Raw genomic sequence first — 24,620 nt, 5'->3', positions numbered from 1 at the left:
CGGGCTATGCCTAGTGCGAGTGGCCGTGCTCGGCATGAGGCGCGCCGCGGCCAGCATCGGCCTCGTGCTCGTGCCCATGGTGCATCAGGGTCGTCACGCTGTAGATCAGCGCCACGCCCACGCCCACCAGCAATAATTGCGGGACGGCATCCGAAAGGGACACCCGTTCGTGCATCTGCGGCATCAGGTCAGCCACCGAGATATACAGGAAGCTGCTGGCGGCAACCACCAAGACATACGGCACCCAGTCCTGCGCCTGCTGCAGCACAAAGTACCCTATTATGCCGCCCACGGCTGAACACAAGCTGGTGAACAGGATCAGCGAAAAGGCGCGGCGACGGGCCAACCCGGCGTTCAGCAGCACGACGAAATCGCTCAGCTTGTGCGGCACTTCATGCACGATGATCGACGCGGCGGTCAGTACCCCCAACAGCGGATCGGTCAGGAAAGCCGCCGCCACCAGGATGCCGTCGCACAGGTTGTGCAAGGAGCTTCCGATCAGGATCAGCACGCCCCCGCGCCCGGCTTCGTGGTGATCATGGCCTTTGTGATGATGGTGCCCGTCGCCCTCGTGGTGATGGCTATGGCGCAGCAGCGCAATCTTCTCCAGCACGAAAAAGCCGATCAGCGACGCCAGCATCAAGCCGAATAGCGTATGCGCATCGGCCACGCCCCCTTCGAAAGCCTCGGGCAACAAATGCAGAAGCGCCACCGACAGCAGCACGCCCACGGACAGGCTGACCATGTGGTGCAGATACTGGGCGAAGACCTTGTAGGCCAGCCAACTGGCGACAAGGACGGCGATCAGCCCGCCGGTAACGGTGGCAAGAAGTACCCAGAGCAGCAACATGTGGGGGGACGCAATAGAGGCGGGGAGGAAGCGCAACATTATATTGTTGCAATCCTGAAATCGGAAATGGGCCGTCCGAAGACGGCCCATTCGTTTCGCGGGGACAGAACAGCGGGCTTAGTGCGCCTGCTCCCAGTTCTTGCCCATGCCCACTTCCGCCACCAGCGGCACGCGCAGCTCAGCCACCGAACACATCAGGCGCGGCAAGGCCTCCTTGACCAACTCGATCTCGGCGTCCGGCGCTTCCAGCACCAGTTCATCGTGTACCTGCATGATCATGCGGGTCTGCAGCTTTTCCGCTTCCAGCCAGTCCTGCACGGCCACCATGGCCAGCTTGATCAGGTCGGCCGCGGTGCCCTGCATGGGCGCATTGATGGCCGCGCGTTCCGCCCCCTGCCGGCGCGGACCGGAAGCGCCACGGATTTCCGGCAATTGCAGGCGTCGACCGAACACGGTTTCAACGTAACCCTGTTCGCGCGCGACGCGGCGCGTGTTTTCCATGTACATCGCCACGCCGGGATAGCGGGCGAAATAGCGGTCGATATAGGCCTGTGCCGCATCCCGCGTAATGCCCAGGTTGGACGCCAGGCCGAACACCCCCATGCCGTAGATCAGGCCAAAGTTGATGGCCTTGGCCGCGCGGCGCTGGTCGGTCGACACATCCGGCAGCGCCACGCCGAACACCTCGGCGGCGGTCGCGCGGTGAATGTCCTCGCCGGCGGCAAACGCGCGTTGCAGGTTGGCGTCGTCCGACACGTGCGCCATGATGCGCAGTTCAATCTGCGAATAGTCGGCCGACAGCAGCATGCCATCTTCCGCGATGAACGCCTCGCGCACGCGGCGGCCCGCTTCGGTGCGCACGGGAATGTTCTGCAGGTTGGGATCGGACGACGCCAGCCGGCCGGTGATCACCGCCGCCTGCGAGTAGCGCGTGTGAACGCGGCCCGTGGCGGGGTTGATCATGCGCGGCAGCTTGTCCGTGTAGGTGGACTTCAGCTTGGACAGCCCCCGGTATTCCAGCAGCACCTGCGGCAGCGGATAGTCCAGCGCCAGCTTGGTCAGCACGTCTTCGTCGGTGGACGGCGCGCCGCTGGCGGTCTTGCGCACCACCGGCAACTGCATGCGATCAAACAGGATTTCACCCAACTGCTTGGGTGAATTCAGATTGAAGGGCTGCCCGGCCAGTTCATAGGCCTTTTGCTCCAGCCGCAACATTTCCTGGCCCAGCTTGTGGCTTTGGCGTCCGAGTTCGTCGGCATCCACCTTCACGCCATTGCGTTCAATGGTGGTCAGCACCGCCGACACCTTGATTTCCAATTGATAGATGCGGTCAAGCCCTTCGTTGGCCGCCACCATCGGACGCAGCACGCGATGCAATTGCAAGGTGAAGTCGGCGTCTTCGGCGGCGTAATGCCCCGCCTTGTCCACGGCCACCTCGTCGAAACCGATCTGCTTGGCCCCCTTGCCGCACAGGTCCTCGTACGACACACCGCTGCGGCCCAGGTAGCGTTGGGCCAGGTCGTTGAGCCCCACGCCACGATGCGATTCCAGCACATAGGCTTGCAGCATCGTGTCATCGGTAATGCCCGCAAGCTTGATGCCTTCGTTGGCGAACACATGCGCGTCGTACTTGGCGTGATGCAGCAGTTTGGCGCGCGAGGCGTCTTCCAGCCACGGCTTCAAGCGCGCCAGCACCTCGGCCTTGGGCAACTGCGTTGCGCCGTCCGGCCCCCGGTGCGCCACGGGAATGTAGCAAGCCACGCCAGGTTCCACCGCCAGCGACAGGCCAACCAGCCGGGCCTGCATCTGGTCCAGCGAGGTAGTTTCGGTGTCCAGCGCCACCAGAGACGCCCCTTGCAGCTTTTCGAACCAGGCGTCGAATTCGGCCCAGTCGGCAATGATGCGGTAGTCCAGCTCGGCGGGCGCCTGCGGCACCTCCGCCGCAATGCGCGCATCGCCCGTGGGCACACGTTCGGCGTCGCCGGTAAGGTCGCGCAGCCAGGTACGGAAACCGTAGCGTTCATACAGTTCGGTCAGCGTGGCAATGTCGCGTTCGCGCGGCGTCAGGTCGCTGACGTTTTCCACGTGGCCAGTCAGATCGCAATCGTATTTCACCGTCAGCAATTGGCGCGTCAGCGGGAAATTGGGGATGGCCTCGCGCAGGTTGTTGCCGGCCACGCCCTTGATGCCCTCTGCCCCTTCAACCAGCTTGTCGATCGAACCAAATTCCGACAGCCATTTGACCGCTGTCTTGGGGCCGACCTTGGTCACCCCGGGGACGTTGTCCACGGTATCGCCGACCAGCATCAGGTAGTCCACGATGCGATCGGGCGGCACGCCGAACTTGTTGACCACGCCGGGCTCGTCCAGCACTTCACCCGTCATGGTGTTGACCAGCGTGACGTGGCTGTTGACCAGTTGCGCCAAGTCCTTGTCGCCCGTGGAAACGATGGTGTGTACATCGTGTTCGGCGGCGTGCTTGGCCAGGGTGCCGATCACGTCGTCTGCTTCCACCCCCTCAATGGCCAGCACCGGCCAACCCAGCGCGCGCACGGCGCGATGGATGGGTTCGATCTGCGCCGCCAGGTCTTCGGGCATGGGCGGACGGTGCGACTTGTATTCGGGGTACAGGTCGTCGCGGAAGGTCTTGCCGCGGGCGTCGAAAATACATGCGGCATACTCTGCCTTATGATCAGATACAAGCTTGCGCAGCATATTGACCACGCCGTACAGCGCCCCCGTGGGTTCGCCTTGCGCATTGCGCAAATCAGGCATAGCGTGGAAAGCGCGGTACAAGTAGCTTGAACCGTCGACCAGTAATAAGGTTTTTTTCATGGTTAAAAAGGCAGATATGGAAACACCCGCCGGCAAACAGATTCCGCTGATTATGTCAGAGATACGGACGGCGGCAGACAAGCTCGCGAACATCGGGCCCGCAGTCAGCGTCTTCGGCAGTGCACGAGTCAGCCGTAATTCCCCCCACTACGAAACCACCATCGCCATCTCGGCCGCCCTCGCCGGCGCCGGTTTCGCGGTCATCGCGGGCGGTGGCCCCGGCATCATGGAGGCCGCCAACAAAGGCGCCTTCGAGGCTGGCGGCACCAGCGTCGGGCTGAACATCAGCCTGCCGCACGAGGCGCACAACAACGAATACCAAACCATCAGCCTGTCGTTCGAGTATTTTTTCTCGCGCAAGGCCACGTTCTTCATGCACAGCTTCGCCTACGTGGCGATGCCGGGCGGCTTTGGCACGCTGGACGAGCTCTTCGAAGCCTTGACGCTCATCCAGACGGGCAAGGTGCCACCGGCGCCCATCGTGCTGGTCGGTAGCGAATATTGGTCCGGCCTGGTCGACTGGCTGGGCGATCAGGTGCTGGGCAACGGCATGATCGGCGCGCACGACCTAGACCTTTTCATCATCGAGGACGACCCCGTCAAAGTGGTGCGCCGCGTCGTGGAATTCCATGACAAAGTCACTTCCGAAGCGCAATACGCGCCATCCTTGCCAGCTTGAACGCGGCGGCGGCTCTCTGCTGAGGGCCGCCCTGCCACTTAGCGCTTGAACGACGGCACCACCTCGTCCGGAATGGGGCACACGTAAGGCTGCCCACGCCGCGCATCCAGCAGTTCCTGCCGGGCTTGCGCCAAGGCCTCCGGCCGCGCAAACAAATCAGCCGCCGTCGCCGCAATGATCTTGGCGGCGTGCACCATGCCCTTGTGCGCCATCGACATCTTGCCCTGCGCCACCATCTGCCAGGAATGGAAGGGTGTGCCATAGGCGTAGCAGGCGCCCCAGCATTGCGCCGTGGGCGTCACCCAACTGACATCGCCCACGTCCGTCGAACCGTACGTGATCTCGGTCTTGGCCGGGTCAAACGGCGCCACGCCCGCGAACAACGGCGTGGGATTGCGCAGTACCGCGCCCAGGTTCTTGCCAGCGTTGTCGATGTCGTCTTCCGTGATCGAATCCCACATCCGGCGCGCCACCTGTTCTTCACCCGGCGTGTAGGCCGGGCCTTGCAGCGCCTGCATATTGGCGTACATGATCTCGTTCAGCACCCGGTTCGGCATGTAGTTCGAACACGCCTTGTCGAACACGATGTCCAGTTCGCAGCCCGTCATCAACGCCGCGCCGCGCGCCACGTTCTTGACCCGTTCATACAGTTCGGCCGCCTGCGAATTGATGGGTGCGCGCACCAGGTACAGCACCTCGGCGCGGGCCTGCACCACGTTGGGGGAAATGCCGCCGCTGTTGGTCACGGCGTAATGCACGCGCGCGTCCGGCACCATGTGCTCGCGCAGGTAGTTCACGCCCACGTTCATCAGCTCCACGGCGTCCAGGGCGCTGCGGCCCAGATGCGGCGAATTCGCGGCATGCGCCGCGATGCCGCGAAAACGGAAGTAGGCCTGGATGTTCGCCAGCGTGGACTGGTGGAAGATCCCTGTGTGCGAAGCCGGATGCCAGGTCAGGGCAGCGTCGAGCTCATCGAACAGGCCCTCGCGCGCCATGAAGGTTTTGCCCGACCCGCCCTCCTCCGCCGGACAGCCATAGAAGCGGATGGTGCCCGGCAACTGATTGGCCTCCAGGAATTCCTTGACCGCCACGGCGGCAAAGTGCGCTGCCGTACCCAATAGGTGGTGGCCGCAACCGTGGCCATTGCCATTGGGCGTTTCCGGCGACGGCTGGCACGCAAAGGCGCCGCTTTCCTGGCTCAGGCCGGACAGCGCGTCGTATTCACCCAGGATGCCGATGACAGGTCCACCCTGGCCGGCCTCGGCCACGAATGCGGTGGGAATGCCGGCTGCGTCGCGAGTAATGCGAAAGCCGGCTTCTTCCAGCATCGCAATGTGCAATTCGGCTGACTTGTGTTCGTCGTAGCGTAGTTCGGCCAAGCTCCAGATGCGGTCGCTCAGCTCCGCATAACGCTCGCTGCGCGCGTCGATGAACGGCGCAAGTTTGTCGATGGCACCCATGTTGTCTCCTCTGCTGGTTTCGGCAGTGTCGATCATTTTTCGGTCAGAGGCGAGCCTGTTGAAGCCCCGTTGGCCGCGCCGGGTTCGATCAGCCCAGGGCCTTGACGATGGCCTCTCGCGCCAATCCGATGAACTCGCTTTCCCCGCTGCGGGCAGGTAGCAAACGAAATTCCACCGAGGGCAGCGCGGGCAGGCCCGGCGCATGCAAGCGTTCGATCCCGGGCGCCAGGGCCGATTCATTCAGGCAGGCCACGCCCAGCCCGGCCGCCACCGCCAACTGCAATCCCGCCACCCCAGACGCCACGTGCGCCACCGTGTAAGGCACGTCACGCCGCGCAAGCTGGCGTTCCACATATTGGCGCAATGCGCAGGTCTCTGGCAGCACCAGCAAGGGCAAGGGCTCGTCCTGCGACGGCGCGCCTGCCCCGTCGGCCACCATCCACAGCAGCGGCTCGCGGCGCAACAGCGCACCCTGCGCACGGGCCCGAGGCGCACCGCGCTCCTGGATCGACATCGATATGCCCACGTCGATTTCGCCGCGCTCGTAGGCGGCCTCGATGGCGCCGCTTTTCATGATCGTCACATGCAGCCGCACCTGCGGGTACTGCTCGTTCAGACGCCGCAGCATGCGCGCCACGTCGCCGGGCCGAAAGTAATCCGTGATGAACAACCGCAATTCGCCGCGCAGCGCCACGCCACGCAGATCCCGATAGGCCTCGTCACTCAAGGCCAGGATCGCGCGCGCATGTTGCAGCAGGCGTTCGCCCGCGGGCGTGGCCGTCACGCCGGTTTTGCCCCGCACCAGCAGGGTCTGGCCGGCACGCTCTTCCAGTTTGCGCATCTGTTCGCTGACCGACGATTGCGACAGAAACACCTTCGGCGCCGCCGCCGTCAGGCTGCCCGCGTCCAGCACGGCGACCAAGGTGCGCAATTGGTCCAGATCAAAACCCGACATGGCTTTATCCAACGGATTAATCGATGAATGAAATCGTAAATTCCCGCTTTTCCGATGTCAATCAGGTTTCTACACTGGCCTTGTACCCCTCACAAACCGGAGCCTGTCATGCCCCATATCGTCGTACATCTTTCTGGCCAATCCGATCCCGCCATCAATCGTTGCGTCGTCGACGCCGTGGCAGGACTGACCCAGTCCGTGCTGGGCAAGAAGCTGCCAGTCATTGCGATTACCTTGCAGCATATCCCGCACGATCTCTGGTTCATCGGCGGCAAGCCACTATCCGAGCAGGGCAAGAACGCCTTTCACCTGGACATCAGCGTCACGGACGAAACCAATACCAAGGCCGAGAAGGCGCGCTTCATCAAGGAGATCTACGCGGCGTTCCAAGGGATTCTGGGCGAACTGCACGAATGCTCTTACGTGCATGTGATCGACGCGCGCGCAGCCGCGTATGGGTATGGTGGCGTTACCCAGGAATACCGGCATCAGCAAAGCGGGCTATAAGACGGGCCGCGCATCGTACAAAAAAAGCCGCGCACCCGAAGGTGCGCGGCTTGTCTTATGCGAAGGCCACAGCGGATGTGGCCGTCGTGCCCGCTTAGGCCGAGGCTTCGCGCGCGGCGCGCTTGCGTTCGTTTTCCAGCAAGTGGCGCTTGCGCAGACGGATCGACTTCGGCGTGATTTCCACGAGTTCGTCGTCGTCGATGAATTCAACGGCGTATTCCAGCGACATCTGGATCGGCGGAACCAGGCGCACGGCTTCGTCGGTACCCGAGGCGCGCACGTTCGTCAGTTGCTTGCCCTTGATCGGGTTCACAACCAGGTCGTTGTCGCGGCTGTGGATGCCGATGATCATGCCTTCGTACAGCGCATCGCCCGGGCTCACGAACATGCGGCCGCGATCCTGCAGCTTCCACAGTGCGTAGGCCACGGCGTCGCCTTGGTCCTGGCTGATCAGCACGCCGTTGCGGCGCTCACCGATCGCGCCTTCCTTGACCGGGGCGTATTCGTGGAAGATGTGGCTCATCAAGCCCGTGCCGCGCGTCAGCGTCAGGAACTCATTCTGGAAACCGATCAGGCCACGGGCCGGGATCAGGTATTCCAGGCGCGTACGGCCACGGCCGTCCGGCTGCATGTCCTGCAGGTCGCCCTTGCGGCGGCCCAGCTCTTCCATCACGCCGCCTTGGTGGGCGTCTTCAACGTCGATGGTCAGCGATTCGAACGGCTCGCACTTCACGCCGTCGACTTCCTTGAACACCACGCGCGGACGCGACACGGCCAGCTCGTAGCCTTCGCGGCGCATCGTTTCCAGCAAAATCGTCAAGTGCAGTTCGCCACGGCCCGACACTTCGAACACCGTGTCGTCGCCCGTGTCACGCACACGCAGCGCCACGTTGGACTTCAGCTCGCGATCCAGGCGGTCGCGCACTTGGCGGCTGGTCACGAACTTGCCTTCACGGCCGGCCAGCGGCGACGTGTTCACCATGAAGTTCATGGTCAGCGTGGGTTCGTCGATGCGCAGCATCGGCAGCGCTTCCTGCGTGAGCACGTCGGTCACGGTGCAGCCAATGCCCAGCTCTTCGATGCCGTTGATCAGCACGATGTCGCCGGCTTCGGCTTCGTCAACCACGACGCGCTCCAGACCATGGAACTTCTGGACCTGGTTGATGCGGCCCTTGCCGCCCTGGCCGTCCGGACCAAACTTGTAAGCCACTTCCATGCCGGGGCGCATGCGGCCACGGTTGATGCGACCCACGCCGATCTTGCCAACGTAGCTGTTGTAGTCCAGCGAGATGATCTGCATCTGCAGCGGGCCGTTGGGGTCATCTTCGCGCTGCGGCACGTGTTGCAGGATGGCTTCGAACAACGGGCGCATGTTGCCTTCGCGCACGTCCGGGGTCAGGCCGGCGTAGCCCGACAGGCCCGAGGCATACACCACCGGGAAGTCCAGCTGTTCTTCGGTCGCGCCCAGCTTGTCGAACAGGTCGAACGTGGCGTTGATGACGAAGTCGGTGCGGGCGCCGGGGCGGTCCACCTTGTTGACGACCACGATCGGCTTCAGGCCCAGGGCCAGCGCCTTGCGCGTCACGAAAATGGTCTGCGGCATCGGGCCTTCAACGGCGTCAACCAACAGCAGCACGCCGTCAACCATGGACAGCACGCGCTCGACTTCACCACCGAAGTCGGCGTGACCCGGGGTGTCGACGATGTTGATGTGCGTGCCTTCGTATTCAACGGCACAGTTCTTGGCCAGAATCGTGATGCCGCGTTCTTTTTCCAGATCGTTCGAGTCCATGACCCGTTCGGTCAGCGCCTGGTTTTCGCGGAAGGTGCCGGATTGGCGCAGCAGCTGGTCGACCAGGGTTGTTTTACCGTGGTCCACGTGGGCGATGATGGCGACGTTGCGCAAGGCGCGAGTCATAGCGAGTCCTTTAAGGTCAGGGTGGAGGGCAGCAAGCCCTCCGGCAATTCGTTCAGTGCAAGCAATGCCTGCTTCGGGTCTGGCATGGCCTGCAAGGCTTCCAGCTCAACGGCGCGTTCCAGAGAAAAAGGCCCGACGTGCGTGCGCCGCAGCGCCGTCAGGTGGGCGTAACAGCCCAGCACGCGCCCGATGTCCTGGGCCAGTGTTCGGATGTATGTGCCTTTACTACAAGCCACATCGATCTCTGCCTGCGTCCCCGACAGGGACAACAGCTCGATGCGGTGAATCGTGATTTGACGCGGGGCCCGTTCCAGCTCGATGCCGGCGCGGGCGTACTCGTACAAGGGCTTGCCGTCGCGCTTGAGCGCGGAGTACATCGGCGGAATCTGCTCGATCGTGCCCGAGAAACGTGACAGCGCGTCGCGCAGCGCTTGTTCGTCAACGGTAAAGCCGGGTTCGGCGGTCGACACGACATTGCCGGTCAGGTCGCCAGAATCGGTTTCGCTGCCAAATTGCAGCGTAGCGCGATACGCCTTGTCGGCGTTAAGCATCGCGCCGGAAATCTTGGTTGCGCGTCCCATGCAACACACCAGCAAGCCGGTGGCGAAGGGATCCAGCGTGCCCGTATGACCGGCTTTCGCCGCGTCCATGGAACGCTTGGCGCGTTGCAAGGCGTGGTTGCTCGACAAACCTACGGGTTTGTCGAGCAACAGCACACCGTCGAGCAAAAGCCCGCGTCGTTTAGCCATCGTCGGAATCCGGTTGAAAAAGCAGTGACGACAGCCCGATCAGGACTGGTCTTCAGGTTCGTCTGGCACGCCCGAATGGGGGCCGGGCCGATTTGCGCGGTCGATGAGGATCGACATCTCGATGCCACGGGCGATTTGCTCGTCGTGGAAGAAGCGCAAAGTGGGGACAGTGTGTATGTGCAGCAGCTTGTAGAGCTGGGAATGCAGCCAACCGGCTTTTTCGTTCAGCAAGGCGGTGGCGGCTTCGGGCTCGGCGCCCAAAACCGTGAACCACACCTTGGCATGCGCGTAGTCGGTCGACAATTCCACACCGGAGAGCGTGATCAGCCCAGCGCGAGACATATCGATTTCGCGCTGGATGATCTCCGCCAGATCCTTTTGGATCTGGTCGGCCAGCCGCAGATTGCGACCGGGGATGGCTTTGGACTTGTGACGGCTCATTAGCAATAATGCCTCGCGACGCTTTACAGCGTACGCGCGATTTCCTTGATTTCAAAGACTTCCAGCTGGTCACCCACCTGGATGTCGTTGTTGCCGCGCAGCGTAAGACCGCAATCGAAGCCCGACTTGACTTCCTTGACGTCGTCCTTGAAGCGGCGCAGCGATTCCAGATGCCCCGTCCAGTGAACCACGTTGTTGCGCAGCAGGCGTACCTGGGAATCGCGGCGGACGATGCCGTCAAGCACCATACAACCGGCGATATTGCCAAGGCGCGAGATGCTGTAGACCTCACGGATCTCGACCAGGCCGATGATTTCTTCTTTCTTCTCGGGCGCCAACATGCCCGACATGGCAGCCTTAACTTCATCCACGGCGTCATAGATGATGTTGTAGTAGCGCACGTCGATGCCGTTGTTCTCGGCCAGCTTCTTGGCGCTTGCTTCTGCACGCACGTTGAAGCCGATCACGACAGCATTCGAGGCAATGGCCAGGTTGATGTCGGTTTCCGAGATGCCGCCAACGGCCGCATGCACCACTTGGACACGGACTTCGTCGGTCGACAGCTTGACCAGCGACTGCACCAGCGCTTCCTGCGAACCCTGCACGTCGGTCTTGACGATAAGCGTGAGCGTTTGCGTGCCCTCGCCCAGGTTGTCGAACATCGATTCCAGCTTGGCGGCCTGTTGGCGCGCCAGCTTGACGTCGCGGAACTTGCCTTGGCGGAACAGCGCGATTTCTCGTGCCTTGCGTTCGTCGGACAGTGCCATCAGTTCGTCGCCGGCGGCCGGCACTTCGGTCAAACCCTGGATTTCAACCGGGATGGACGGGCCGGCCGACTGGATCGGCTTGCCGTTTTCGTCCAGCATGGCGCGCACGCGGCCAAAGCTTGCGCCGGCCAGCACCACGTCGCCGCGCTTGAGCGTGCCGCTTTGCACCAGGATCGTCGCGACCGGGCCACGGCCCTTGTCCAGACGGGCTTCGATGACCAGACCCTTGGCGGGCGCGTCTTCCGGAGCCTTCAGTTCCAGCACTTCGGCTTGCAGCAGCAAGTTTTCGAGCAGGTCGTCGATGCCTTCGCCGGTCTTGGCCGACACGCCCACGAAGGGAACGTCACCACCGTATTCTTCCGGCACGACCTGTTCGGCAACCAATTCCTGCTTGACGCGTTCCGGGTTGGCCGACGGCTTGTCGATCTTGGTCACGGCCACGACCATGGGCACGCCCGCGGCCTTGGCGTGGTGGATGGCTTCGCGCGTTTGCGGCATCACGCCGTCGTCGGCGGCCACCACCAGGATCACGATGTCGGTCGCCTTGGCGCCACGGGCACGCATGGCGGTAAACGCTTCGTGGCCCGGGGTGTCAAGGAAGGTCACCATGCCGCGTTCGGTTTGAACGTGGTAGGCGCCGATGTGCTGCGTAATGCCACCGGCTTCGCCCGCGGCAACCTTGGCGCGGCGGATGTAATCCAGCAGCGAGGTCTTGCCGTGGTCGACGTGACCCATGACGGTCACGACCGGGGCGCGCGGCAGTTGTTCGGCTTCGGAAACCGTTGCGGAGATGTCCAGGAACGCTTCCGGATCATCCAGCTTGGCGGCGATTGCCACGTGGCCCAGTTCTTCAACCACGATCATGGCCGTTTCCTGGTCCAGTACCTGGTTGATGGTGACCATCTGGCCCAGCTTCATCAGATGCTTGATGACTTCGGCAGCCTTCACGGACATCTTGTGAGCCAGGTCGGCCACGCTGATGGTTTCCGGCACGTGCACTTCACGTGCAATGAATTCCTGAGGTGCGGGCTCGTTGCGGCGGTCGTTCTGCTGGTTGCGACCACCACGGCCGCCGCCCTTGCCACCACCCTTGCCACCTGCGCGCCAGCCGTCACGGCTGGCCGGGGCTGCGGGCTTGTCGGCCGGCTTCTTGCGCGAAGCGTCATCAGACCAGGTCGAAGCGACTTCGGCGGTCTTGATGGTTTTCTTCGTGCCGGGAGCGGCGGGCTTGGCGTCTTTCTTGGCGCCGGGCGTGGCGCCCGGCTTGCCGGCCGGCTTGTGCAGCGTGCCCGAAATCGGAGCAGCGGCGGCGGCAGGCGCCTCCGGCTCGGGGGCTCGCAGCACCTTGCGCGGGCGGTTCAACATTTCGCGCAGCGCGGCGGCTTCGGCCTCGGCGGCACGGCGGGCCTCATCGCGGCCACCCGACGTAGCGGAGGCGGCAAGCGGCGGGCCGGCGCGGCGGTTGTCGGCACGATTGCCCACCCGGACGGGGGGCGTGGCCGGCGCGGGCGCGGCGGACTGCACAGGTTCGGACTTCGCGGCAGGCTGCGCCTGGGCGATCGGCGCATTGGCCTGGGGGGAAGGTGTTTCGGACTTATTGGCTAGCACAACGGGTTCCGGCTTGGCTTCTTCAGCCGTGGGCTCGGTGGATTCAGTCTTAACTTCGGGCTTGGCCTCTTCGGCCACGGGCTCGGCAGGAGCAGGCGCCGGCGTCGGTTCGGGTTCAGGCTGGGCCTGGACTTCGGCGGCTTGCGCCTCGACGGTGGCGGGCACTTCGGCCGCGACGGATTCAACAGGCGCGGGCGCTTCAACCGGCGCGGGCGCTTCTACAACAACAGGCTCTTCCGCCTCGACGGGGGCCGGAGCCTCCGCTTGGACGGGCGTGGCTTCGCGGGGCTCGGCCACGGCAGGAGCCTCGGGTGCAGCCGGCGCGGACACCTGCTGCTCTTCTTCAACAGCAACTTCATCTTCGGCACGCGCGGACGCGGCCTGCTCCAGGGCAATTTCGGAGGGATCACGCTTGACGAACACGCGTTTCTTGCGCACTTCAACCTGAATCGTACGCGAGCGGCCGGTGGCGTCAGCCTGCCGGATCTCGGACGTCTGGCGGCGCGTCAGGGTGATCTTCTTGCCTTCGGTCGCGCCATGGGCGCGACGCAGCGATTCGAGCAATTTCGCCTTGTCGCTGTCGGTGACGGAATCGTCAACCGATTTGAGGTCAACACCAGCCGAGCGCAGCTGATCCAGCAGCACATTGGCAGGCATTTTCAGCTCGGTAGCGAACTGGGCGACGGTGTTACTCGACATTAGGCTCTCTCTTCCCTATATGCAGCAATTACAAACAACGTGAACTTGCGGTGGATGAATCCAGCACTATCCACCGCAGACCCGTGTCCTTATGGTTATTCTTCGTCGAACCAATGGGCACGGGCACGCATGATGAGGTCGCTGGCTTCCTGCTCGGTCAAGCCGGCGATTTCCGCCAGTTCGTCCGTTGCCAATTCGGCCAGATCATCACGCGTATGCACTTGACGCTCGGCCAGCTTCGCAGCCAGGTCTTGCGTCATGCCTTCGAGTTCAAGCAAATCCTGTGCGGTCTCAAGGCGCTCTTCCTGGGCAATTGCCTCAGTCAGCAGCGCATTGCGGGCACGGGCGCGCAATTCATTGATGGTGTCTTCGTCAAACGCTTCGATTTCCAGCAGTTCCTGCATGGGCACGTAAGCGATTTCCTCGATACCGGTGAAACCTTCGTCAATCAGGATGTCAGCGACTTCCTCATCAACGTCCAACTTGCTCATGAACGTGGTGCGCAACCCCGACCGCTCGACTTCCTGGCGGTTCAGGCTTTCTTCCGGCGTCATGATGTTGATCTGCCAGCCAGTCAGTTCGGACGCCAGGCGCACGTTCTGACCCTTGGCGCCAATGGCCTTGGGCAGGTTTTCCTCGTCGACGACGACGTCCATCGCATGCTTGTCTTCGTCAACGACGATCGATTCGACGTTGGCCGGCGCCAAGGCGCCAATGACAAACTGCGCGGGGTCTTCCGACCACAACACGATGTCGACCTGTTCGCCGCCGAGTTCGTTGCGCACCGCGGTGACGCGCGAACCGCGCATGCCCACACACGTGCCGATCGGATCGATACGCTTATCGTAAGCCACCACGGCGATCTTCGCACGCACACCCGCATCGCGAGCGGCGGCCTTGATCTCGAGCAGGCCTTGTTCGATTTCCGGAACTTCATTCTCGAACAACTGGCGAATGAACTCGGGCGAGGTGCGCGACAGGATCACTTGCTGGCCACGCGCGGCGTGGTCAACACGCAACACGAAGGCGCGGACGCGGTCGGCAACCCGGAGGTTTTCTTTCGGGATCATTTCGGAACGCGGCAGACGCGCTTCGATCTTGCCCGTTTCGACGATGGCATCGCCCTTGTCCATGCGCTTGATCGTGCCGGACACAATGGTTTCACCACGGTCCAGGAAGTCGTTCAGTACCTGTTCGCGTTCCGCGTCGCGGATCTTTTGCAGGATGGCCTGCTTGGCCGCCTGCGCGCCGATACGGCCGAATTCGATGGGCTCAAGCGGCTCTTCGATGTATTCGCCTTCCTGGATATCAGGAACGATTTCTTGCGCATCCGACAGCATTTCCTGCTTGTCGGGCTCTTGCAGGCCCGCTTCGTCGGGCACTACCAGCCAGCGGCGAAAGCCCTCGTGATCGCCGGTTTCCCTATCGATGGCGACACGAATGTCCGCATCATCCTTGAAGCGCTTTTTCATGGCCGAGGCCAGCGCGCTTTCCAGCGCACCGAACACGACGTCGCGCGTGACGTTCTTTTCACGCGCCAAGGCATCGACCAACAGAAGAATTTCGCGACTCATCGCTTTTTGCCCTTGAAATCCAGAACGGGATCCAGTTTTGCACGTTCGATATCTTCGACCGTGAAATTCAACACCTGGATTTCGTTCTTTTTTGCCTCAAATTCGAGACCGAAGACGGTCTTGTGCATCCCAGCAGCGGCGTCCGAAGCGGCGTCGTTGTCTTCTGGCACGGTCAAAGTGCCGGAGAAAACCTTACGTCCGTCTAATGCCTCGCGCAGCTTGATTTCGATGCGCTCGCCTGCAAACCGGCGGAATTCAGCCTCGTTGCGCAACGGGCGGTCAATGCCCGGCGAACCGACTTCCAGCCGTTTGTAGTCGACGTTTTCGACTTCGAACACCCGCGACAATTGGCGGGACACCTGTTCACAGTCTTCGATGCGCACACCGCCGACCCGATCGATCGTTACGCGCAAAAGGCCCAGGGCGGCACGCTCGACGTCCACGAGTTCGACGTCCATGCCGGCCAGAGCCTCTTCGGTCAATGCGAATAAATCAGCCATATACTCAAAAAAAATGGGCTGCACGCCCAGCCCACCGATATTGCGCAGAGCCCAGCCGCTTCCCTACTACACGTAAGGAGCAATGCTGGGCAGCGCCCTATATTGCGACCTAATTTGATGCACCATGGGTTGTCCCAACCCTGCCAGCCCAAACCCAAGCCTTCAGGTCCGGCGACACTTGGCGCATATCTGATGCCAACTGCTATTGAACTGCGCTATGCCTTGTCTTGCCTTGCGCGCCAACTTGATCATTGGCTAGCCGGACGTTTTAAAGTCCGATCAATTTAAAGCCCGATCAATTCAAGCCAATCCATTTCCGCACCCACCAGCCAAGGGCAGGCGCGCAAAAGGCAATGACGCGAAGCCATGAAAACCATTGATTTTACCAGATAAACAGGAAAAACGCCTGATTCATCTAGGGCTTACGCTTATACGGGACATATCGAGGCCAGCGGCACAGCCAGCACGCCGCTGGAAGGCAAATCAACGGCCTTGACGACCGCGCCCGCCCATGACGCCCAAGCGGGATTCATGTGCCGACGCGCTGCGGGGTTGCCAATCATCGCCACGCGGCCCCGACGAAGCTGCACGCGGTGCACGCGGCTTGCCGCCCGCACCTGGGCCCTTATTGGCCGCCGGACCGCCCGCGCTGCGAGGCCCTTCAGACTTGTTTCCGCCGCGGCCACCCGCAGCCGCGGGCTTGCCATTACGGCCGCCGTTGCCACCGCGCGCGCCTTGCGGCTTGCCGCCCGGCTTGCCACCGGAGGGCTTGCGACCCCCGCCCACCTGGCCTTCGGCCACGTTGCCGACAGCACCGACATCCACCGACGCCACATTGCCCGACTGCCCCGCGGCTGCCGCCGCACGCGGACCACGCGGCCCGCGCGGTTTGCCGCCCGTCTTGCCAGCAGGCTTACCGCCCTGCTTGCCATCGGGGCGCCCGCCGCCCGCCGATGCCGAGCGACCACCGCCGGGCTTGCCGCCCTTGCGATTGCCGCCAGCACCTTCCGCGGCTAGCGGATGGCCATTGGCATAGCCGCCGGCGATCATCAGGCCGGTACCGAACGGGTCGGACGGACACGCCGCCGCCTGCCCCGCACTGCCCAAGCGGCCGCCTTGCAGCTTGCCGCGACGGCCGATACGGGCGCCATTCATGCCGTTGCGATCCATGGTGCCGAAGCCCGGAGGCAGCGCGCTGTCATGGGATTGGGGCTGCTTGGAACGGCGGCGGTTACCACCCGATTCGTCGTCTTCGCGCAACAGTCCAAGCTGGACCATCAGCGCGGTGACCAACGAGCCATCCAGCTCTTCCCAGCGTCCACGGCGCAACGAGCGGGGCAGCACCACATCTCCGAAGCGAGTACGGATCAGTCGGCTGACCGTTACGCCAACCGCCTCGAACATACGCCGCACTTCACGGTTGCGCCCTTCCTGCAAGGTGACGCGGTACCAGCGATTGCTGCCGTCGCCACCCAGATAATCCAGCGCACCAAAAGCCGCCAGACCATCTTCCAGCTCGATGCCATCAACCAGCGATTGACGCTGCGCTTCGTCCATCTCGCCCAGCACGCGAACGGCGTATTCGCGCTCGGTGCCGTAACGGGGATGCATGATGCGGTTGGCCATGTCGCCCGAGGTCGTGAAAATCAGCAGACCTTCCGTATTCAAGTCCAGGCGCCCCACCGACAACCACTTGCCCGTGCGCAGCTTGGGCAGGCGGGCGAACACGCTGGCGCGCCCACCCGGATCATCGTGACTGACGATTTCACCCGCGGGCTTGTGATACAGGATTACGCGCGGGGGCTTCTTGGTATTGGTCCGCATGATGGGTTTGCCGTTCACGCGAACTTGATCATTCGGCGCAACGCGCTGACCAATATGAGCCGGCTCGCCATTGACCGACACCCGGCCGGCCACAATCAGCTCTTCCATCTCGCGGCGCGAGCCGATGCCGGCGTCCGCCAGCACCTTGTGCAGCTTGGGCATGACCGAATCGCTGTTCAGGTACTTGCCCAGGCGCTGCTCCATGCGGTCAGCGCTGTCAAGATACGACAACGCTTGTTCCGCCTCTTGCTCGCCACCCCGGGAGTCAGCGGACTCGACCGATGCAGCCGCCGCCGGTTGGCCATCCGCCGCTGGCGCCTGTTCTGTCGCGGCATCGCCGCGACGGCGGCGGAAAGGCGTCCTTAGCTTGCGGCCGCGCCCACGGGCACCGGCCTCGCCTTCGGCTGCGGATTCGCGCACGGAGGAGGAATCCGGCTGACCATTGGAAACGGTGTCATCCGAACGGGGATTGTCGTCCTGCATTGCTGTATTCGTTGTCACTGGGACAGCTCCGAATTTCAAACTTGGGTAGGCCTGCCAGGGGCGGGCTCGTCATCATCAGGGGACGCCGAATCGCGGCCAGCGCCAGGTTGCGCCGGATCCACGTCGTCCGAAGCCGAGGAAGCGGCATCGGTTTCGGGCCGAACAGGATCATCAAGACCGAAATCGGGCTCATGCCCGGCTGCGCCAGGCGCTGCGTGATCGGTCTCGTCAATCGGGTCGGTCGGTTCCGCGTGTTTTGCGTTTTCGACACTTTCCTTTGCAGCACCGACCTCAGTGGGGTCGGCGGCTATATCGGAAATGTCGTTGCCGGCTCTGTCGTCGGGAAAACCGGACAGGGACGACGTATTGGACAAGCCTTCGGCTTGCTCCCGGACGGTGGGTTCGTCATCGGGATCCGCGCCTTCTTCTGTGCGCGAAACGATGGATTCTACGCTATCGACCGGGTCTATGGGTGCATCGTGTTCCGAAACTGACAATTCCGCAACTGGGATATCGTCATTTTCGCTGGTTTCAGCCACATTTTCGGCGGCAAGCTCGCCCTGAGCGCCCTCCTCGCCAACGCCGCTTTCCTCAGACGAATCGCTCACGGCTTCGGCCTCGGCGCCAGCCGCCGAGTCCGCGGGGGCGGGCACCTCGCCGGTCAATTGCTGCACCTCGCCCAGATCCAGTCCCGCCAGCGCGGCAGCGGCATGGGCGGATTCCAGGGGTGGCAACTCGTCGAGCGCTCTCAGGCCCAGGTCGTCCAGAAACTGGCGCGTGGTACCGAACAGGGCTGGACGCCCCGGCGCATCGCGATGCCCGATCACTTCGATCCACCCTCGATCCTCCAGGGCTTTCACGATTTGCGACGACACGGTCACGCCGCGTATATCTTCGATATCGCCCCGGGTTACAGGTTGGCGCCAAGCCACGATGGCCAGCGTCTCCATGACGGCTCGTGAATACTTGGGCGGCTTTTCGGGACTGAGCCGCTCAAGATAACGCTGCATATGCGGGCGGCTTTGAAACCGCCACCCGCTTGCCAGTTGCACAAGCTCCAAGCCGCCATCGGCCCAGTTGGCTTGCAGCGTCTCCAACAGCCCGCGCAGCTTGCTGTTGTCGAACTGCTCATCGTCCCCGAATAGCTTGCGCATATCGGACAGTTGCATCGGCTGCACCGCGCATAGCAACGCGGTTTCCAGCACGAGTATTGCCTCGCTATCGTTCATCGACATTCAAATTCAAAAGGGCCAACTTGCACCAGGTGGAAAATAAGGTTAATATTCTTTTCTCAGACGCGGGGTGGAGCAGTCTGGCAGCTCGTCGGGCTCATAACCCGAAGGTCGTAGGTTCAAATCCTGCCCCCGCAACCAAATTGATCAAGGCCTGGCGAATGCGCCGGGCCTTTTTCATTTGCGCCGCATTTTTTGCGCCGCAATTTTCATTTGCGCCGCAATAATTCATGCCGCGATCTGGGCCGCAATTTTTACCGCGGGCAGAAAAAAGAAAAGCGCGAACGGCCTGCCCCACAAAGACAAACCAGGCAATAGCGAACACCACCAGGCCCATATCAACACCAGCTTGCCGGCCCACCATACATGGGGACCCGCGATAGACGACATTGACGAGCGTAGTGTTCACAAGGTTCCTGGGTTCTGCGTTGATTGCCATGCGCGACAAGCACGCGCCGAAGCGGGTACGTCGATCAAGATAGGGCAATGCGCCTGCCACTTCGTATCGCGGCAAACGCCTTATGCAAATTCTGGAAAAGCTGGCATCAATTGCCAACACGCCTGCGGGACACGCCGGAATCCGGCGCCTTCGTCCTGCGGCAATCAGTAGCTAGCGGACAATGGCTTGCCGCAGAATGACTTCAAGGAAAGCGCTCAGGCTAACGATACCAAACCCGGCATCAAGACCAAAACCAAGCCCGCGCATTTGCGAAATTATACCGCCATAACCCTGCCCCTCAAGATCGGGAACCCGCAAAATGGGGCAAGCCTAGCCGCCCGGCTTGTCCCAGGGCGCGGAACCCAGCCGCTCGACGAGGAAGTCCAACATGGAACGCAATATCAGCGGCATCTGCCGACGCGATGCGTACACGCCATAAATACCGAGTTCCTGTGGTTTGCATTGCGGCAGAATCGCCTTTAACCGACCCGCCGCAATATATTCGGTCGTGCAATAAGTAGGCAACATCGCAATACCCGCCCCTTCCAATGCGGCGCTCAGCAGCACGGACGCCTCATTTGCACTGATATTCCCGCTAACCGGCACATCCACCGGCTGACCGTCGCGCTCAAAACGCCACAGGCTTTTGCCGAAGTAGGAGTGGGTAAGGCAGTTTCGCGATGACAGGTCTTCGATACGCGCCGGCAGCCCTTCGCGAGACAGATACTCGGGCGATGCGCACACCACCGACCGACACACCGCCAACTTGCGGGCAATCAGATTGGGATCCAGGTCGTTTGTTATGCGGACCGCCAAATCCACGCGCTCTTCAACCAAATTGACGGCGCGCTCGACCAGCATCAGATCAACCGACGTATCCGGGTGCAGCTTGACGTAATCAGCCACCACCTTCGCAAGGTGGCGCGAACCAAAAGACATGCTGGTGGTAACCCGCAACAAGCCGCGTGGCGTGTCTTCGGGGGTGGCTACCGCGCTGCGCAGGTCGCCCACCATATCCAGCATTTGCCGGCAGCGCGGCAGCGTCTCCGCTCCCGCGGGCGTCAGGCTCAGGCGGCGCGTCGTGCGATGCAGCAAGCGCACACCGACCCACTGCTCCATTTCAGCCAGATAGCGCGACACCATTGCACGCGACATATCCAAATGAATTGCCGCTGCCGACAGGCTCCCCCGATCGGCAACCTCCACGAACACCTGCATCGCCTTCAAACGATCCATGATTGTCTCGGTTCTTGCATCAGACCGTACCGGTTATACCGTATTTCTGTGCAACATCCGCGCCCAAATGGCGACATTTTGAGCACCGAGGCGGACCACAGAATCAGGTTCCGCTTAACTCGGCAACTGACCCAGTGCGGCACTCACCACCCCGCGAACCTCATCAACATCCAGACCACGCACGATATAGACAAGGCTTGAGGCACGATCATCGCTTGGCCATTGGGCCAGCGTCCGCAAGGGGTACAACTCGCCATGCACACCGTGCACCTCACAAGGCAGCGTTTCCCCTCGAAACAGACCAGACCCTTCATTCGCAGAATAGCCTCACCAAAGCGTTCCTGTATCAGGGACACGCCCGCAAGGAACGCAGCCCGCCCCAGCGGGGCCGCCAGAACCACCGAAAAACTGCCCACGCCCACATGCCGGCCAGACGCGGACCGCGAAAAAGCCCGTAGCCAGCTCGACAACGCGACACCATCGCGCCGCATGCGCGTGTCGGGCCCCTCGCGCAGCACGCCAGCCAAGGGCGAGTCCTGACGCTGCACGCAGCGTTGCGCGCCCGGGTTGATCGCGGCAACCGCCTGCTCGACCCGCCGCAATTGCGCGGCGTCCGCCAGATCCGATTTGCTCAAGACGACGGTATCGGCCAGGGCCAATTGCCGCGCCGCCTCGGGCTGGCTCGCCAATTGCATTTCGCCGTGACGCACATCCACCAACACGATCGCGCCGTGATACACATAGCGCTCCGAGAGAAACCGATCGTGCTTGAGCATGAAGAGCGTCGACGCAGGATCCGCCAGCCCGCTGGTTTCAATGATCACGTGGCGAAACGGCTTGATCCGGCGGCTGACCGCCAGCATGAAGAGCTCGCGCAGGGTATCGACCACTGCACCACTTACCACGCAGCACAGGCAGCCACCCTCGATGAGCACGACATTGGCGGGCGCCAACCTGACCAGATGATGATCCACCCCAACGTCGCCATACTCATTGACGATAACAACGGCATCCGAATAGGCGGGCTCGTGCAGCAAGCGATTAAGCAGCGAGGTCTTGCCGCTACCCAGAAAGCCGGAGAGCACCGTCACGCCGATGCGCGTGTCGTCTTTTTGCCCACCCTCTTTTTGCCTATCGTTTTGCATCACTCGCCACTCGCCTCGAAAGAACCAAAAAGAAGAGAAAAACAAAAAGGGCCACCCGCTTTCGCGAGTGGCCCTTCTGTTCGGCTTGGGTCTGTGAGCTTTAGCATCTTTCTTGGCTACAGCTTGTTGACCCTGAATTTTGGCCCTGAATTTTTTTGGCTCCCCGAGCTGGGCTCGAACCAGCGACCTGCGGATTAACAGTCCGTCGCTCTACCGACTGAGCTATCGGGGATCTGCCAAGAACGCAATTATGACCGAAATTTTTGGCGCATGCAAATGGCGAATTTTTTTGATGCTTTTTTGGCCGATCGTTTCCCATCACCAAAAAACTCTGATATGATTTCGGTCTTTCCAGATCAGGCCCCATAAACAGGGCGAAAAACTGGAAAGAACAAAGATGTTTTGCTTAACTTTCAGCGCCGGTGAAATCCTGATTTCAGCACGCAAAATTTGAAGCAAATGGTCTTGCCGGCATAGCTCAGTTGGTAGAGCAGCGCATTCGTAATGCGAAGGTCGTAGGTTCGACTCCTATTGCCGGCACCAAATTCCAAAAAGCAGCCCTCTCGGGCTGCTTTTTTCATTTCCGCGCCAGAACATTCCTTGCTCTCTCGTCGGCTTGGGAACTCCACCCGCCCGCCGCGCATCCAACTTGCTGGATTTCATTCAGCCAAGCGAAGACCACCATGCGCATCCTCCTCGTCGAAGACGACCTCATGATCGGTGAAAGCGTGCTGGATTGCCTGCGCGCGGAACACTATGCCGTGGATTGGGTCCGGGACGGCAGCGCCGCCGAACTGGCGCTGCGCACCGACACTTATGACCTGATCCTGCTGGACCTGGGCTTGCCCAAGCGCGACGGCCTGACGTTGCTGCGTGAGTTGCGCACTCGTAAGGACCGCACGCCGGTACTGATCGCCACAGCCCGCGATGCCGTCAGCGACCGCATCGCGGGGCTGGACGCCGGGGCGGATGATTACATCGTCAAGCCCTACGATGTGGACGAATTGCTGGCGCGCATGCGTGCCTTGATCCGCCGCAGCGCCGGCCGCGCCGAGCCCGTGTTCGAACATGACGGCATTACCATCGACCCGCAGGCGCACGCCGCGATGGTCGATGGCACGCCTGTGGCGCTGACGGCCCGCGAATGGGCTGTGCTGGAACCCCTGATCTCGCGCCCCGGCATGATCTTTTCGCGCGCGCAGCTGGAAGAAAAACTCTACAGCTGGAAGGACAGCGTCAGCAGCAACGCGGTTGAGGTTTATATTCATGGCCTGCGAAAAAAACTCGGTCCGGACTTGATTCAGAACGTCAGAGGTGTCGGCTATGTCATTCCCAAAGCATGAGCATCAGGCTTAGCGGTTCACTACGCGCCCGCCTGCTTTTTTTTCTACTGGCCGCCATCGTGGTCGGCGCGCTGGCGCAGGGCGCGATCGCCTATCGCAGCACGCTCGCCCAGGCCGACGACATCTTTGATTCGCTGCTGCAGCGCACCGCGCTGTCGCTGGGCACGGGCGACGGCTTGCTCAGCACTGGCCCCACGCATAGCCGGGGCACCGCGACACCCATGGCCGATGACCTGATCATCCAGATATGGACCCCGGACGGCTTGCGCGTCTTCAACTCCCGTTCCCGCCGCCCCCTGCCCGACCAGATCGTGCTGGGTTTTTCCGATGCACGAATGGAAGGCACCACGTATCGCGTGTATTCGCTGGCCACGCCCTTCCAGGTGATCCAGGTGGCGCAGGACATGGCCGTGCGCAAGCACATGGCGCGTGAACTCGCGCTGCGCACCATCGCCCCCATTGCAGCGGCCGCGCCGTTGCTGATGCTTATCGTCTGGTGCGTGGTCAGTTGGTCCCTGCGGCCGGTCAAGCGTGCTCGTGCACAGGTGGCGGCCCGCCAGCCCGAAGACCTGTCGCCCGTCAATGTGCAAGGGCTGCCCGACGAGATCCGCCCCTTGATCCAGGAATTGAACCTGCTGCTGGAGCGGATGCGCGGCGCCTTCGCGCAGCAGAAACAGTTTGTGGGTGACGCGGCGCACGAACTGCGCTCGCCGCTGGCCGCGCTGCGACTGCAGTTGCAGGCGCTGCAACGCGCAGGTGACCCGGAAACCCGGCAAGTGGCGGAACAGCGGCTGGCAGCGGGCATCGACCGCGCCACCCGGCTGGTCGAGCAATTGCTATCCATGGCCCGCCACGAGAGCGCTACCGAACAGACGCCGGTCGGCCCCGTGGACCTGGCCGACGTACTGCGCCAAGCCCTGTCCGAAACCTTGACGCAGGCCAATGCCAAGTCCCTCGCCGTCGACCTGGAAGGTGCGCTTGACGTTCGCGTACAAGGCCACCACGACGCGCTGGTCTTGCTGGCCCGCAACCTGTTGGACAACGCCATCAAGCACTCGCCTACCGGCGGACGCATCCAGTTGCGTCTGCAAACGTCGCCGGACAAAGCGGCTTTCATCATTGATGACGAAGGCCCCGGCATCCCGCCCGCCGAACGCGAGCGCGTGTTTGACCGCTTCTATCGTGCCGAGGGCAACACGCAGCACGGCAGCGGACTGGGGCTTTCTATTGCACGCGCCATTGCCGACCAGCACCGCGCCGAGATTTTCCTTGACGATGTGCCCGGCGGCCAAGGACTGCGCGCCCGCGTGGAATTTCCGCTTTCGCGTTGAGAACGACGAAATAGCGACGGGACCACGCGATTTAAGATTCCCCTA

17 protein-coding genes, 3 tRNA genes and 1 pseudogene are annotated in these 24,620 nt (G+C 62.3%); 6 read left to right on the top strand and 15 right to left on the bottom strand.

What is annotated here, in order from left to right; translation table 11 throughout:
* Window positions 1-10: 10 nt before the first annotated feature.
* Together P8T11_RS27795 and polA are read right to left on the bottom strand one after the other, a co-directional pair.
* Entirely contained in the window at window positions 11-850 is an 840-nt protein-coding gene (locus P8T11_RS27795) for a ZIP family metal transporter (protein WP_268079097.1), read from the bottom strand.
* A 117-nt stretch (window positions 851-967) separates the two neighbouring features.
* On the bottom strand, window positions 968-3,685 hold the full coding sequence (polA, locus tag P8T11_RS27790) for a DNA polymerase I (RefSeq protein ID WP_268079098.1): 2,718 nt from the start codon (window positions 3,683-3,685) through the stop codon (window positions 968-970).
* A 52-nt stretch (window positions 3,686-3,737) separates the two neighbouring features.
* Between polA and P8T11_RS27785 the strand changes: the two genes are divergently transcribed.
* Window positions 3,738-4,364: a TIGR00730 family Rossman fold protein gene (locus P8T11_RS27785; RefSeq protein ID WP_268082489.1), complete on the top strand. Its 627-nt coding sequence runs from the start codon at window positions 3,738-3,740 to the stop codon at window positions 4,362-4,364.
* Between the two features lie 38 nt (window positions 4,365-4,402).
* Here P8T11_RS27785 and P8T11_RS27780 read toward each other — a convergent pair whose 3' ends face one another.
* Together P8T11_RS27780 and P8T11_RS27775 are read right to left on the bottom strand one after the other, a co-directional pair.
* Window positions 4,403-5,824: a M20 family metallopeptidase gene (locus P8T11_RS27780; protein ID WP_268079099.1), complete on the bottom strand. Its 1,422-nt coding sequence runs from the start codon at window positions 5,822-5,824 to the stop codon at window positions 4,403-4,405.
* 88 nt (window positions 5,825-5,912) lie between these two features.
* Window positions 5,913-6,779 (bottom strand): LysR family transcriptional regulator, encoded by an 867-nt coding sequence (locus P8T11_RS27775; RefSeq protein WP_268079100.1) that lies wholly within the window; start codon window positions 6,777-6,779, stop codon window positions 5,913-5,915.
* A gap of 108 nt (window positions 6,780-6,887) precedes the next feature.
* Here P8T11_RS27775 and P8T11_RS27770 point away from each other — a divergent pair, with 108 nt between their 5' ends.
* Window positions 6,888-7,286 (top strand): tautomerase family protein, encoded by a 399-nt coding sequence (locus tag P8T11_RS27770; RefSeq protein ID WP_268079101.1) that lies wholly within the window; start codon window positions 6,888-6,890, stop codon window positions 7,284-7,286.
* Between the two features lie 94 nt (window positions 7,287-7,380).
* Here P8T11_RS27770 and typA read toward each other — a convergent pair whose 3' ends face one another.
* From typA to scpB, 8 genes are all read right to left on the bottom strand, one after another.
* Window positions 7,381-9,204 (bottom strand): translational GTPase TypA, encoded by a 1,824-nt coding sequence (gene typA, locus P8T11_RS27765; protein WP_050446073.1) that lies wholly within the window; start codon window positions 9,202-9,204, stop codon window positions 7,381-7,383.
* On the bottom strand, window positions 9,201-9,953 hold the full coding sequence (gene truB / locus P8T11_RS27760; protein ID WP_050446074.1) for a tRNA pseudouridine(55) synthase TruB: 753 nt from the start codon (window positions 9,951-9,953) through the stop codon (window positions 9,201-9,203). Before truB ends, typA begins: the two co-directional genes overlap by 4 nt.
* 39 nt (window positions 9,954-9,992) lie before the next feature.
* On the bottom strand, window positions 9,993-10,394 hold the full coding sequence (gene rbfA / locus P8T11_RS27755; protein ID WP_006218273.1) for a 30S ribosome-binding factor RbfA: 402 nt from the start codon (window positions 10,392-10,394) through the stop codon (window positions 9,993-9,995).
* 23 nt (window positions 10,395-10,417) lie between these two features.
* Complete coding sequence (gene infB / locus P8T11_RS27750) at window positions 10,418-13,468, bottom strand: translation initiation factor IF-2 (RefSeq protein WP_268079102.1); 3,051 nt, start codon at window positions 13,466-13,468, stop codon at window positions 10,418-10,420.
* 95 nt (window positions 13,469-13,563) lie between these two features.
* Window positions 13,564-15,042 carry a transcription termination factor NusA gene (gene nusA / locus P8T11_RS27745; RefSeq protein ID WP_268079103.1) on the bottom strand — a complete coding sequence of 493 codons (1,479 nt, stop codon included), beginning with the start codon at window positions 15,040-15,042 and terminating at the stop codon, window positions 13,564-13,566.
* Window positions 15,039-15,542, bottom strand: a complete 504-nt coding sequence (gene rimP, locus P8T11_RS27740; protein ID WP_268079104.1) for a ribosome maturation factor RimP — start codon at window positions 15,540-15,542, stop codon at window positions 15,039-15,041. Before rimP ends, nusA begins: the two co-directional genes overlap by 4 nt.
* A gap of 483 nt (window positions 15,543-16,025) precedes the next feature.
* The gene (rluB, locus tag P8T11_RS27735) at window positions 16,026-17,849 is read right to left on the bottom strand and encodes a 23S rRNA pseudouridine(2605) synthase RluB (RefSeq protein ID WP_268079105.1); all 1,824 of its coding nucleotides are present in this window, start codon (window positions 17,847-17,849) and stop codon (window positions 16,026-16,028) included.
* Window positions 17,850-17,884: 35 nt separating this feature from the next.
* The gene (scpB, locus tag P8T11_RS27730; protein ID WP_418910348.1) at window positions 17,885-19,078 is read right to left on the bottom strand and encodes an SMC-Scp complex subunit ScpB; all 1,194 of its coding nucleotides are present in this window, start codon (window positions 19,076-19,078) and stop codon (window positions 17,885-17,887) included.
* 67 nt (window positions 19,079-19,145) lie between these two features.
* Here scpB and P8T11_RS27725 point away from each other — a divergent pair.
* Window positions 19,146-19,222, top strand: a tRNA-Met gene (locus P8T11_RS27725).
* A gap of 628 nt (window positions 19,223-19,850) precedes the next feature.
* Here the strand turns inward: P8T11_RS27725 and P8T11_RS27720 are convergent.
* From P8T11_RS27720 to P8T11_RS27710, 3 genes and pseudogenes are all read right to left on the bottom strand, one after another.
* The gene (locus P8T11_RS27720; protein ID WP_268079107.1) at window positions 19,851-20,756 is read right to left on the bottom strand and encodes a LysR family transcriptional regulator; all 906 of its coding nucleotides are present in this window, start codon (window positions 20,754-20,756) and stop codon (window positions 19,851-19,853) included.
* A gap of 114 nt (window positions 20,757-20,870) precedes the next feature.
* A pseudogene (locus tag P8T11_RS27715) lies at window positions 20,871-21,901 on the bottom strand (CobW family GTP-binding protein).
* Between the two features lie 156 nt (window positions 21,902-22,057).
* A tRNA-Asn gene (locus P8T11_RS27710) sits at window positions 22,058-22,133 on the bottom strand.
* A 235-nt stretch (window positions 22,134-22,368) separates the two neighbouring features.
* Between P8T11_RS27710 and P8T11_RS27705 the strand changes: the two genes are divergently transcribed.
* The 3 genes from P8T11_RS27705 (at window position 22,369) to P8T11_RS27695 (ending at window position 24,575) form a co-directional block, all read left to right on the top strand.
* Window positions 22,369-22,444 (top strand) — tRNA-Thr (locus P8T11_RS27705).
* Window positions 22,445-22,584: 140 nt separating this feature from the next.
* On the top strand, window positions 22,585-23,244 hold the full coding sequence (locus P8T11_RS27700; RefSeq protein ID WP_268079108.1) for a response regulator: 660 nt from the start codon (window positions 22,585-22,587) through the stop codon (window positions 23,242-23,244).
* Window positions 23,241-24,575 (top strand): ATP-binding protein, encoded by a 1,335-nt coding sequence (locus P8T11_RS27695; RefSeq protein ID WP_268079109.1) that lies wholly within the window; start codon window positions 23,241-23,243, stop codon window positions 24,573-24,575. The genes P8T11_RS27700 and P8T11_RS27695 overlap by 4 nt, the downstream gene beginning before the upstream one ends.
* Window positions 24,576-24,620 lie beyond the last annotated feature (45 nt).

It is taken from the genome of Achromobacter spanius (assembly GCF_029637605.1).
In the GTDB taxonomy this organism is placed as follows: Bacteria; Pseudomonadota; Gammaproteobacteria; order Burkholderiales; family Burkholderiaceae_B; genus Achromobacter; species Achromobacter spanius_E.
This window is presented reverse-complemented; position numbering and strand designations above follow the sequence as displayed.

Excerpts from the sequence above, each read along its gene's own strand:
- P8T11_RS27795 (WP_268079097.1), bottom strand. The coding sequence starts at position 850 with ATGTTGCTGCTCTGGGTACTTCTTGCCACCGTTACCGGCGGGCTGATC.
- polA (WP_268079098.1), bottom strand. The coding sequence starts at position 3,685 with ATGAAAAAAACCTTATTACTGGTCGACGGTTCAAGCTACTTGTACCGC.
- P8T11_RS27785 (WP_268082489.1), top strand. The coding sequence starts at position 3,738 with ATGTCAGAGATACGGACGGCGGCAGACAAGCTCGCGAACATCGGGCCC.
- P8T11_RS27780 (WP_268079099.1), bottom strand. The coding sequence starts at position 5,824 with ATGGGTGCCATCGACAAACTTGCGCCGTTCATCGACGCGCGCAGCGAG.
- P8T11_RS27775 (WP_268079100.1), bottom strand. The coding sequence starts at position 6,779 with ATGTCGGGTTTTGATCTGGACCAATTGCGCACCTTGGTCGCCGTGCTG.
- P8T11_RS27770 (WP_268079101.1), top strand. The coding sequence starts at position 6,888 with ATGCCCCATATCGTCGTACATCTTTCTGGCCAATCCGATCCCGCCATC.
- typA (WP_050446073.1), bottom strand. The coding sequence starts at position 9,204 with ATGACTCGCGCCTTGCGCAACGTCGCCATCATCGCCCACGTGGACCAC.
- truB (WP_050446074.1), bottom strand. The coding sequence starts at position 9,953 with ATGGCTAAACGACGCGGGCTTTTGCTCGACGGTGTGCTGTTGCTCGAC.
- rbfA (WP_006218273.1), bottom strand. The coding sequence starts at position 10,394 with ATGAGCCGTCACAAGTCCAAAGCCATCCCCGGTCGCAATCTGCGGCTG.
- infB (WP_268079102.1), bottom strand. The coding sequence starts at position 13,468 with ATGTCGAGTAACACCGTCGCCCAGTTCGCTACCGAGCTGAAAATGCCT.
- nusA (WP_268079103.1), bottom strand. The coding sequence starts at position 15,042 with ATGAGTCGCGAAATTCTTCTGTTGGTCGATGCCTTGGCGCGTGAAAAG.
- rimP (WP_268079104.1), bottom strand. The coding sequence starts at position 15,542 with ATGGCTGATTTATTCGCATTGACCGAAGAGGCTCTGGCCGGCATGGAC.
- rluB (WP_268079105.1), bottom strand. The coding sequence starts at position 17,849 with ATGCAGGACGACAATCCCCGTTCGGATGACACCGTTTCCAATGGTCAG.
- scpB (WP_418910348.1), bottom strand. The coding sequence starts at position 19,078 with ATGAACGATAGCGAGGCAATACTCGTGCTGGAAACCGCGTTGCTATGC.
- P8T11_RS27720 (WP_268079107.1), bottom strand. The coding sequence starts at position 20,756 with ATGGATCGTTTGAAGGCGATGCAGGTGTTCGTGGAGGTTGCCGATCGG.
- P8T11_RS27700 (WP_268079108.1), top strand. The coding sequence starts at position 22,585 with ATGCGCATCCTCCTCGTCGAAGACGACCTCATGATCGGTGAAAGCGTG.
- P8T11_RS27695 (WP_268079109.1), top strand. The coding sequence starts at position 23,241 with ATGAGCATCAGGCTTAGCGGTTCACTACGCGCCCGCCTGCTTTTTTTT.